The following is a 9,961-nucleotide window of genomic DNA, read 5'->3' as shown; positions in this document are numbered from 1 at the left end:
TCAATGCACTCGGCACTACCGAGATCGAACGCGTGGCCTGAACCCAACGGGGAAAGGGGCGCGTCTAGCCGCAGCCGGACTTCTGCAACAATGCCGGGCTGAAGACACCCATCTGATGCACTATCTTCTCGCAGCCAGACGCGCGGGTGGCGGCGCTCAAGTCTGTCGTTTTCCAAATGCCGTGACTGTTCTCCCTTTGCGGCTCGCCGCGTGTTGGACCATGGCGGCAAACCGGCGTGGGCCAGGCAACAGGGCGGAGGGCCGACAGAGGGCCAAGGGCGGAAGCGTTCTTGCCGCGCGATTTGGGAAAGCCGACGCCAGCGGGTGGCAGAGCCGCGTCCCCTGGACATGGCTGCGCTCCCGTGCCGTTACAGGGAAGGCCATCCAGAAAGCGGACATCCGCGCCGTCTCGGCACGGAGGGCGTTTCACGGGCCGACAGCGTGGCGTTCGTCCTGGGCCGTCCTGCGCCCTGGGCGCGGCCCGAACCGCAAGACCCGCGCCTCAGTCCGGTTGCAGCATATAGCCCGCGCCGCGCACGGTTTGCAGGTAGCGCGGCTGTTTGGGATCGGCCTCGATCTTGCGGCGCAGCCGGGTGATCTGCACATCCACTGCGCGCTCCTGCGACTTTTCGCCGGTGTCATCCGTGGGCCCGAGATCGCCAACAAGGCGCTCACGGCTGACGGCCTCGCCGGGTTGGGCCGCCAGCACGCGCATCAGCTGCGCCTCGGTCGCGGTCAGGCGCACGGGCTCGGTGCCGCGCCACAGCTCGCCGCGCTCCATGTCATAGCGCACCTCGCCCAGATGCAGCACCTTCGGCCCCTGCGCCTGCGGCTTGATGCTGGGCACCCGGCGCAGGATCGCATTGATGCGCAGCAGCAGTTCCTTGGGCTCAAACGGCTTGACCAGATAGTCATCCGCCCCCGCCTCCAGCCCCTCGATGCGGTTCACCGCCTCGCCTTTGGCGGTCAACAGCAGGATCGGCACAGACAGGCGGTCGCGCAGATCGCGGGTCAGCGCAATACCATCCTCGCCCGGCATCATCACATCCAGCACGATCATGTCGAAATCGAGCCCTGCCAGAAGCCTGCGCGCCTGCCCGGCATCGCGGGCAACCGTCACCAGAAAGCCATTGCGCATTAGGAATTTCTGCAAAAGCCCACGGATACGCTCGTCATCATCGACGACCAGAAGATGCGCCTGCGGATCGCTCATGCACCGCCCTCCTTCAGCGCCAGATATTGCCGCTTCATCTCCGGGTCCATCATCGCCTCCAGCACCTGGCGGAAACCCTGCACCGCCACCGGACCTGCGGCGCGATAGGCCGTGCGCATCCGGGCGCGCTGTGCATCCGACAGGGTGCGCTCCAGCTCCGCGCCTTTCGCGGTCAGGAACAGGTGCCGCTCGCGCTTGTCCTGCTTGCCGACCCGGCTTTCCACCAGCCCGTCATCCAGCAAGGTGCGCAGCACGCGGTTCAGGCTTTGCTTGGTGACGCCCAGGATATTGAGCAGGTTGTTCACCGTGGTGCCCGGTGCGCGATGGATGAAATGCAGCGCCCGGTGATGGGCGCGGCCATAATCCATCCCGTCCAGAATCCGGTCAGGATCGGCGGTGAAGCCGCGATAGGCAAAGAACATCGCCTCGATGCCCTTGCGCAACTGCTCATCGGTCAGAAACAGCAGGCTTTCGCCGCCCGAACCCGGCTCGCTCATATCCGGCCTCCTTCGCTTGGCGCTGAAGTTACGTCAGCCTTGTTGACTTTCCAAGTCGTAACTGCTAGCGACGCATAGATTTTGCGCAACATTACATCTGAAAATCCAGAGAAATGCGCAACTTGTGAAAATCCGGAGGAAGACATGGCAGGATATGACGATCGCGACGGCAAGATCTGGATGGATGGCACGCTGGTGGACTGGCGCGCGGCAAATGTCCATATCCTGACCCATGCGCTGCATTATGCCTCATCTGTCTTCGAGGGCGAGCGGTGCTATAATGGCAAGATCTTCAAATCGACCGAACATTCGCAGCGTCTGCTGAAATCGGGCGAATTGCTGGACATGCCGATCCCCTACAGCGTGGAAGAAATCAACACCGCCAAGGATCAGGTTCTGGCCGCCAATGGGCTGACTGACGCCTATGTGCGCGCCGTGGCCTTCCGCGGTGCGGGCGATGAGATGGGGGTCGCGAGCCTTGGCAATCCGGTGCGTCTGGCCATCGCGGTCTGGGAATGGGGTGCCTATTATGGCGACGCCAAGTTCAAGGGTGCCAAACTTGACATCGCGAAATGGAAACGCCCCTCGCCCGAGACAATCCCCACCGCCGCAAAGGCCGCAGGGCTTTACATGATCTGCACCATGTCCAAGCACGCGGCCATGGCCAAGGGCTGCTCTGACGCGCTGTTCTTTGACTATCGCGGCTATGTGGCCGAGGCGACCGGGGCAAATATCTTCTTCGTCAAGGATGGCGAAGTGCATACGCCGCTGCCGGATGCGATCCTGAACGGCATCACCCGCCAGACCGTGATCGCAATGCTGCGCGACAAGGGCATCACCGTGCATGAACGCCACATCATGCCGGAAGAACTGGAGGGCTTCCAGCAATGCTGGCTGACTGGCACCGCCGCCGAAGTGACCCCGGTGGGCCAGATCGGCGACTATACGTTTGAGGTCGGCGCCCTGACACGCGAGATCGCCACCGATTACGAGGCGCTGGTGCGCCGCTGATCCCCATGCGGCCCCCGGTTGCCGCCGGGGGCCTGCCCGCCTATTGGCCGCTTTAATTCGCCTGCATTTGTCGGGCTTTGCGCCCCAGCCCCCTGCGGAAAGCGGTTTATCTGGATCAAAAACCCCGTATAGTTCTGTCAAAGGCCAACAAAGGCGGACAGGCAGGCAGATTGATGCGCATCGCATATCACCTCGGGGTGCATTGCACCGATGATGACCGTCTGGTGCGGACGCTGCACCGCAACAAGGATCTTCTGGCCGAGGCTGGCATCGAAGTGCCAGCACCAGAACGCTATCGCAACCTGATCCGGGATACCGCAATCCAGCTGAAAGGGCAGGCCGCGCCCACCGAAACGCAGGCCCTCGTGCTGGACCAGATCATGGAGGCCGAGGTCGCGGACCGGCTGGTGCTGTCTTGGGAGAACTTTCTGGCTTTCCCGGCCTGGGCGGTGAAGGGCCAGCTTTACCGCACAGGCGGCGACCGGATGCGCGCCATTCGCAACATCTTTCCCGATATCGAGGCAGAGTTTTTCATCGGCTTGCGCAACCCGGCCACCTATTTGCCGGAACTGCATCGCCGTCAGCGCGGCCGCCCCTATGATGAATTCATCGAAGGCACCGATCCGCTGAACCTGCGCTGGTCCGACCTGATCCTGAACCTGCGCGAGCGCAACCCGGAGGTGCAGATCACCGTCTGGGCGGATGAGGATACGCCGCTGATCTGGCCAGAGGTGCTGCAGGCGGTGGCGGACCTGTCCGAAGATATCGCGCTGGATGGCGAAAATGACCTGCTGGCCAGCCTGATGACCGGAGACGGCATGATCCGGTTGGCCAGCTATCTGGACGCCCATCCGCCGCAGACCATGGGGCAAAGGCGGCGCATCGTCTCGGCCTTCCTCGACAAATTCGCCCAGACCGAAAAGCTGGACATGAGTGTCGAATTGCCCGGCTGGACCGAAGATATGGTCACCACCATGACCGAAACCTATGAGCGCGACATGGCCTATATCGCGACACTACCGGGTGTTACCTATCTCGCGCCGTGAACACGGGCTGGGTGCGGCAGATCCGCAAGCCGCCTTGCGGTTGCTTTCACCTGACCCGCCTCAGCGCAGCCGCTGGCCGGTCGCGTCGAAATGGAAGGCGCGGCTGAGATCCGGGGTGAGCGAGACGGTTTCATCCACCGTGAAATCATGCTCGCCGAATAGCCGCACCGTCAGCAGTCCCTGCCCTTCGGTATTGGCATAGACCAGCGTCTCGCCACCCAGCTTCTCGACATGGCTGATACGCCCCGCAATCTGGCCCGCCTCGCGCGAAATCGCCAGATGTTCGGGACGGATCCCCAGCGTATCGCTTTGCAGCCCCAACGCCCCTGCCGTCAGGAAGTTCATCTGCGGGCTGCCGATAAAGCCCGCGACAAAGGTATTGGCGGGGTTGTTATACAGCTCCATCGGCGCGCCGACCTGCTCCACCTTGCCCGCGCGCAACACCACGATCTTGTCGGCCAGCGTCATCGCCTCGACCTGATCATGGGTGACATAGATCATCGTGGCACCCAGCTCGCGATGCAGGCGGGCAATCTCGATCCTTGTCTGCACCCGGAGGGCTGCATCAAGGTTCGACAGCGGCTCGTCGAACAGGAACAGCTTGGGACGGCGCACGATGGCGCGGCCGATGGCGACCCGCTGGCGCTGCCCGCCCGAAAGCTCGGCCGGGCGGCGCGCCATCAGCGCATCCAGGCTGAGCATGGCTGCCGCCTTGTCGGTCGCCGCCGTCACCTCAGACTTGGCCACGCCTGCCTGTTTCAGTGCCAGCCCCATATTGTCGCGCACCGTCAGATGCGGATAAAGCGCGTAGGACTGGAAGACCATCGCGATCTCGCGCTTGGCCGGGGCCAGATCATTGATGCGCTTGCCGTCGATCTTCACATCGCCGCCGGTCACATCCTCCAGCCCGGCGATCATCCGCAGCAGGGTGGATTTGCCACAGCCCGAAGGCCCGACGAAGACGCAGAACTCGCCCTCCTCCACCTGCAGGTCAACGCCCTTGATCACCTCGGTCGAGCCGAAGGACTTCGCGACTTGGGTCAGGGTCAGTGCGCCCATCGGATTTCCTTACAATATCACGGGTTGGCCGCTGCGCACGCTTTCATCCGCCGCAAGGCAGATGGCAAGCGAACGCAGGGCATCGGTCATGTGGCGGGTCAGATCGGCATTGCCGGTGATGGCCGCCGCGACAAAGGCCTGCTCGCGGTCACACAGATCCTGATGGCCGGGCTCATCCGCCATGCTCAGATCCTGATGCCCCTGCCCGGCCCGATGCACCCGCAGGGTGGAGGTCTGGGTATGCGTATCGATATCATCCGACCGTGCGCTATCGGGCATACGGATCGAGACCGCGCCACGTGGGCTGACGACATCCTTCACGAAAAACGCGGTATCCGACATCATCGGGCCCCAACCGGCCTCATACCAACCGCAAGACCCGTCGGCGAACAGCACCTGAAAATGCCCGTAATTATACATTTCGGGCGCAATCTCGTCCGACAGGCGCAGCCCCATGCCACGCACCTCCACCGGGGCGGCATCGGTGATCTGCAACATCACATCGACATAATGCACCCCGCAATCGACGATGGGCGGCGTGGTCTGCATCAAGGCCTTGTGCACCTCCCAGGTCGGGCCGCTGCTTTGCTGGTTCAGGTTCAGGCGGAACACATAGGGCCCGCCAAGCGCGCGCGCTTCGGCAATCAGGCGCTGCCAGCTTGGATGGTGGCGCAGGATATAGCCCACCACCAGCTTGCGGTTCAGGCGCTGCGCCGCATCGATCACGCGGGCGGCGTCAGCAACCGTGGTCGCCAGCGGCTTTTCGACAAAGACATGCGCCCCCGCCTCCATCGCGGCCACCGCGTAATCGGCATGGCTGTCGGAATAGGTGGCGACACAGACCAGATCGGGTTTGGTCTCGGCCAAGGCGCGCGCATAATCGCTGAACCGCGGATAGGCGCGCAGCGTGTCGGGCAGATCGACCGCGGATCGGTTCACCAGCCCGACCACCTCAAATTCCGGGTTATGGTGATAGGCCAGCGCATGGCTGCGCCCCATATTGCCCAGACCTGCAACAAGGACACGGATCATTTGACGGCTCCTGCGGTAATGCCACGGATAAGCTGGCGCGAGAAGATGAGGTAAAGCACCAGCACCGGCACGATGGCGAGAGACAGCGCCGCCAGCACCGCGTTCCAGTTGGTGACAAATTGCCCGATGAAGACCTGACTGCCGAGCGTGATGGTCTTCGTGCCTTCGGACGGCGCAAGGATCAGCGGGAACCACAGATCATTCCAGATCGGGATCATGGTGAAGACCGCAACCGTTGCCATGGCCGGCCGCACCAAAGGCAGCACCAGGCGGAAGAAGATGGTATATTCGCTGAGACCATCAATTCGCCCGGCATTCTTCAGGTCTTCCGACACCGTGCGCATGAATTCCGACAGGATGAACACCGCCAGCGGCAGCCCCTGTGCGGTATAGACCAGCACAAGTGCGGTCAGCGTGTTCACCAGCCCGCTGGCCACCATCATCTGCAAAATCGCCACCGTCCCAAGCCGGATCGGGATCATGATGCCAAGCGCCAGATACAGCCCCAGCAGCGTATTGCCGCGAAAGCGGTATTCCGACAGCGAAAACGCCGCCATCGCGCCAAACAGCAGCACGCAGAACAGGCTTGCCACCGTCACGATCAACGAATTCAGGAAATACTGGAAGAAATCGCCCTGCGCCAAGACGGTGGTATAGCCCACCAGATCAAAATTGCCGGGGCCGGGCAGCGACAAGGGATCGGCAAAGATCGCCTTGCGCGACTTCATGCTGTTGACGACGATCACAAAGACCGGAAACAGCGCAATCACCGTCCAGGAGATCAGCACCGCATGGGCGGCGACGCTGCGAAAGGCGGAATGTCGGGCCTGTGACATGGGTCTCCTCGCTCAGAACTGGTAGCGGCGCAGCCGCGTCTGGATGGCAAACAGATAGAAGCAGACACCGACCAGAATGATGAAGAACATGGCCGAGGCGATGGTTGCCCCCATATGCGGATCGCCCAGTTGCAACTGGAAGCCAAAGAAGGTGCGATAGAGGAAGGTCCCCAGAATATCGGTCGAGAAATTCGGCCCCGCCAGCGCGCCCTGGCTGACATAGATCAGGTCGAAGGCGTTGAAATTGCCGACAAAGGTCAGGATCGAGATGATGCCGATCGAGGGCAGGATCAGCGGCAGCTTGATCTTGAGGAATTGCGACCAGCCGGTCACGCCATCCATCTCGGCCGCCTCGATCACCTCATCGGGGATCGACAGAAGCGCCGCATAGATCAGCATCATCGGGATGCCGACGAACTGCCAGACCGAAATCAGCGCCAGCGTGGTCAGCGCGTATTCCTCCTTGCCAAGCCAGGGGGCGAACAGGCTTTTCAGCCCGACCATATCCAGCATCCCCGGCGCAATGCCCCAGATCGGCGACAGGATCAGCTTCCAGACAAAGCCCACGATCACAAAGCTCAGGATCGTCGGGATGAAAATCGCAGTGCGGTAAAAGGCGGCCATCCGCAGCCGGGGCGATGACAGGATCGCCGCCAGCAGAATACCCACCGGATTCTGCACCAGCATATGCACCACGAAGAACCACAGATTGTTGCCCAGCGCATTCCAGAACGCATCCGACCAGCGCGGATCGCCAAACAGCGTGGCAAAATTCGCAAGCCCCACAAAGACCCGCGTCTTGGTCGCATCCAGATTGAACAGCGACAGGTTCAAGGTGCCGAACAGCGGCACGATCATCAATGCGCTGTAGACCAGAACGGCGGGTGCCAGAAACACCGCGATATGCCAGCGAAACGCCCTGCGCTCAGCCATGCCGCCACCTCTTTGCTGCTTGTGGAAATACTCTCGGGGGGTCCGGGGGGCAGACAGCCCCCCGGCCTTTTTCCAGAAACCCCGAAAGGCTTATTTGGCCTTTTGCGGCTCGTACCAGCTGGCCAGACCGTCTTGCAGACGCTTGGCCGCATCTTCCGGCGTCTCGGTGCCGCGAATGACATTGGCCGAGGCGTTCCAGGTCTCGTTTTCCAGGTTCGGCGTGCCGCGCGACAGGATCTGATAGGTCGAGCGGATCGTCGGCTGGCAGGTCTCGCGCCAGATGACGAATTCCTTCGCCAGCGGATCCTGCATCTCGACGGCGGTCGCGTTCAGGCTGAAGAAGCCCGGCAGGGCATTGGCATAAAGCGCCGCAAACTCGGGCGAGCCGACCCATTCAAGGAACTTCTTGGTTTCCTCGGGATGGGCGGATTTCGCATTCATGCCAAGCGCGATATCGGTGTGGTCGCTGATATAGCAGGTGTCCCCCTCAGCCTGCACCGGCGGCGGGAAGGCGCCCATCTTGAAGCCCGCCTGGGTGTTGAAGCCGGCAATTTCCCAGCTGCCGGCCGGATAGATCGCCGCCCGGCCCAGGGTGAACAGATTCTGGCTGTCGGGATAGGTCTGCGCCTCGAACCCGTCGCCCAGATAGTCTTTCCACTTGGCCAGCGTCCGGTAAGGCGCAACCCAGCCCTCATCGGTCAGCTTCTGGGTGCCCGCGATCAGCGCCTTGCGGCCTTCTTCGCCCTTCCAGTAGTTCGGGCCGATATTCTGGTAGCCCATGGTGGCCGCTTCCCATTGGTCATTGGTGCCCATGGCCATCGGGATATAGGTGCCATCCGCCTTGATCTTGTCGAGGGCGGCAAAGAACTCGGCCTCGGTCTTGGGCACTTCGATGCCCAGTTCGGCAAAGGCATCGGCATTGTAGATGAAGCCATGGATCACCGAGGCCATCGGCACGCAGAAGGTGGCCGCGCCATCATCGGTCTGCCAGGCGGATTTCGCCACATCCGAAAAATTCGCCATGGCGGCAAGCCCGGTCAGATCCGAGATCTGGCCCTTGTTGTACAGCTCCAGCGAGGCATCGAAGGGGCGGCAGGTGATCAGATCGCCCGCCGAACCCGCATCCAGCTTGGAATTCAGGATGGCGTTGTATTCTGCCGGCGCGGTCGGTGCGAAGACCACCTTGATGCCGGGATTTGCGGCCTCAAACGCCGGGATCAGCGTGTCCTGCCAGATGGTGAGGTCGTCATTGCGCCAGCTTTCGATGGTCAGCGTGACATCCTCGGCATGGGCCGCGCCAGAAAGCAACGGGGCGGCCAGCAGCGTGCTGGCCAAAAGCGCGAAGCGAAGCGTGGTTTTCATCTTAGTCTCCCTGTTTGTTTTTAAGATCGTCCAGTGCAGCGGCCAGATGGCCGCCGCTTTTCTCCAGCAAATCCGCAGCCTGACCGGCCGTTGCGCCGCGCGCCACCAGAATGGCGGGCTTGACCGCCCCGTCCGTTTCGGCAAGCGCCGCTTCTGCGGTCACACGCGGCGTCTCGGCGACCGCGGCGACAATGCGCGCCGCCCGATCGATCAGCTTGGCATTATCCGCCACCAGATTGACCATATAGCCGTCATGCACATGGCCAAGCCGGATGGCCATCAGAACGGACACCATGTTCAGGGCCGCCTTTTGCGCGGTCGCGGCCCCCATCCTGGTGGAACCAGAAACGACCTCAGCTCCGGTTTCCAGCAGCACGACGAGATCCGCCAGATTCAGCAGCGCCGATCCCGACACATTGGCAAAGCCCGCGACCGTCACGCCGCGCGCCTTTGCCGCCTCGGCCAGAACCAGCGCATAGGGCGTGCGCCCGGATGCCGACAGCACAAGCAACACGTCCCCCGCCCCGAGGCCGGATCGGTCCAGATCCGCCAAGGCCAACGCCGGATCATCCTCGACACTGCCGATCATATGCAAAAGCGCCGCCGCCCCGCCCGCAAACAACATCGGCGTGCGCGTAGGTGCCAGACCGAATGTCCCTGCAAGCTCCAGGCAATCGGCCAGCGCCATCAGGCCGGAGCTGCCCGCACCTGCATAGCCCACACGCCCGCCCCGACGCAGCGCATCCGCCGCCGCATCCGCCACTTGCTCCAATCCAGCAGTTGCGGCACGCAGCGATTGTAGGGCCGCGATCTGCGCCTCCAGCAGAACAGACAGGACCTCAGACGCGGGGCGCGCGTGCAGCCCCTGCGATTGCGGATGCCTGCCCTCAGTGCCGGATGCAGTCATGCGATTCCCCCCTCATGCCTACACCCAATAATGCCAAACCAATACCAATTGTAAAGCCTCTTGTT

Annotated in this window: 10 protein-coding genes; 2 read left to right on the top strand and 8 right to left on the bottom strand. The window is 62.5% G+C overall.

Features of this window, described 5'->3' with window-relative positions; translation table 11 throughout:
• Nucleotides 1-502 precede the first annotated feature (502 nt).
• Together GBJ34_RS12365 and GBJ34_RS12360 are read right to left on the bottom strand one after the other, a co-directional pair.
• The gene (locus GBJ34_RS12365) at nucleotides 503-1,213 is read right to left on the bottom strand and encodes a response regulator (protein WP_151719580.1); all 711 of its coding nucleotides are present in this window, start codon (nucleotides 1,211-1,213) and stop codon (nucleotides 503-505) included.
• Nucleotides 1,210-1,710, bottom strand: a complete 501-nt coding sequence (locus GBJ34_RS12360) for a MarR family winged helix-turn-helix transcriptional regulator (protein ID WP_151719579.1) — start codon at nucleotides 1,708-1,710, stop codon at nucleotides 1,210-1,212. The genes GBJ34_RS12365 and GBJ34_RS12360 overlap by 4 nt, the downstream gene beginning before the upstream one ends.
• Nucleotides 1,711-1,854: 144 nt before the next feature.
• Here GBJ34_RS12360 and GBJ34_RS12355 point away from each other — a divergent pair, with 144 nt between their 5' ends.
• Together GBJ34_RS12355 and GBJ34_RS12350 are read left to right on the top strand one after the other, a co-directional pair.
• Entirely contained in the window at nucleotides 1,855-2,721 is an 867-nt protein-coding gene (locus tag GBJ34_RS12355) for a branched-chain amino acid aminotransferase (RefSeq protein WP_151719578.1), read from the top strand.
• A 170-nt stretch (nucleotides 2,722-2,891) separates the two neighbouring features.
• Nucleotides 2,892-3,767: a hypothetical protein gene (locus tag GBJ34_RS12350; RefSeq protein WP_151719577.1), complete on the top strand. Its 876-nt coding sequence runs from the start codon at nucleotides 2,892-2,894 to the stop codon at nucleotides 3,765-3,767.
• Between the two features lie 60 nt (nucleotides 3,768-3,827).
• On the opposite strand, the gene GBJ34_RS12345 is transcribed toward GBJ34_RS12350, so the two are convergent.
• The 6 genes from GBJ34_RS12345 to GBJ34_RS12320 form a co-directional block, all read right to left on the bottom strand.
• Nucleotides 3,828-4,826: an ABC transporter ATP-binding protein gene (locus tag GBJ34_RS12345; RefSeq protein ID WP_151719576.1), complete on the bottom strand. Its 999-nt coding sequence runs from the start codon at nucleotides 4,824-4,826 to the stop codon at nucleotides 3,828-3,830.
• Nucleotides 4,827-4,835: 9 nt separating this feature from the next.
• Nucleotides 4,836-5,858 (bottom strand): Gfo/Idh/MocA family protein, encoded by a 1,023-nt coding sequence (locus GBJ34_RS12340; RefSeq protein WP_192931207.1) that lies wholly within the window; start codon nucleotides 5,856-5,858, stop codon nucleotides 4,836-4,838.
• Nucleotides 5,855-6,694: a carbohydrate ABC transporter permease gene (locus GBJ34_RS12335; RefSeq protein ID WP_151719575.1), complete on the bottom strand. Its 840-nt coding sequence runs from the start codon at nucleotides 6,692-6,694 to the stop codon at nucleotides 5,855-5,857. Before GBJ34_RS12335 ends, GBJ34_RS12340 begins: the two co-directional genes overlap by 4 nt.
• Nucleotides 6,695-6,706: 12 nt before the next feature.
• Nucleotides 6,707-7,627: a carbohydrate ABC transporter permease gene (locus GBJ34_RS12330; protein ID WP_151719574.1), complete on the bottom strand. Its 921-nt coding sequence runs from the start codon at nucleotides 7,625-7,627 to the stop codon at nucleotides 6,707-6,709.
• A gap of 90 nt (nucleotides 7,628-7,717) precedes the next feature.
• A complete protein-coding gene (locus tag GBJ34_RS12325; RefSeq protein WP_151719573.1) occupies nucleotides 7,718-8,989 on the bottom strand; it encodes an ABC transporter substrate-binding protein in 1,272 nt (423 codons plus the stop codon).
• Between the two features lies 1 nt (nucleotide 8,990).
• The gene (locus GBJ34_RS12320; RefSeq protein WP_151719572.1) at nucleotides 8,991-9,896 is read right to left on the bottom strand and encodes an N-acetylmuramic acid 6-phosphate etherase; all 906 of its coding nucleotides are present in this window, start codon (nucleotides 9,894-9,896) and stop codon (nucleotides 8,991-8,993) included.
• Nucleotides 9,897-9,961: the final 65 nt, after the last annotated feature.

This window comes from Gemmobacter serpentinus, assembly GCF_008973825.1.
Classification (GTDB): domain Bacteria; phylum Pseudomonadota; class Alphaproteobacteria; order Rhodobacterales; family Rhodobacteraceae; genus Gemmobacter; species Gemmobacter serpentinus.
The sequence above is the reverse complement of the archived record's forward strand: the minus strand, read 5'-3'. Positions and strand labels throughout refer to the sequence as shown.

Excerpts from the sequence above, each read along its gene's own strand:
- GBJ34_RS12365 (WP_151719580.1), bottom strand. The coding sequence starts at position 1,213 with ATGAGCGATCCGCAGGCGCATCTTCTGGTCGTCGATGATGACGAGCGT.
- GBJ34_RS12360 (WP_151719579.1), bottom strand. The coding sequence starts at position 1,710 with ATGAGCGAGCCGGGTTCGGGCGGCGAAAGCCTGCTGTTTCTGACCGAT.
- GBJ34_RS12355 (WP_151719578.1), top strand. The coding sequence starts at position 1,855 with ATGGCAGGATATGACGATCGCGACGGCAAGATCTGGATGGATGGCACG.
- GBJ34_RS12345 (WP_151719576.1), bottom strand. The coding sequence starts at position 4,826 with ATGGGCGCACTGACCCTGACCCAAGTCGCGAAGTCCTTCGGCTCGACC.
- GBJ34_RS12340 (WP_192931207.1), bottom strand. The coding sequence starts at position 5,858 with ATGATCCGTGTCCTTGTTGCAGGTCTGGGCAATATGGGGCGCAGCCAT.
- GBJ34_RS12335 (WP_151719575.1), bottom strand. The coding sequence starts at position 6,694 with ATGTCACAGGCCCGACATTCCGCCTTTCGCAGCGTCGCCGCCCATGCG.
- GBJ34_RS12330 (WP_151719574.1), bottom strand. The coding sequence starts at position 7,627 with ATGGCTGAGCGCAGGGCGTTTCGCTGGCATATCGCGGTGTTTCTGGCA.
- GBJ34_RS12325 (WP_151719573.1), bottom strand. The coding sequence starts at position 8,989 with ATGAAAACCACGCTTCGCTTCGCGCTTTTGGCCAGCACGCTGCTGGCC.
- GBJ34_RS12320 (WP_151719572.1), bottom strand. The coding sequence starts at position 9,896 with ATGACTGCATCCGGCACTGAGGGCAGGCATCCGCAATCGCAGGGGCTG.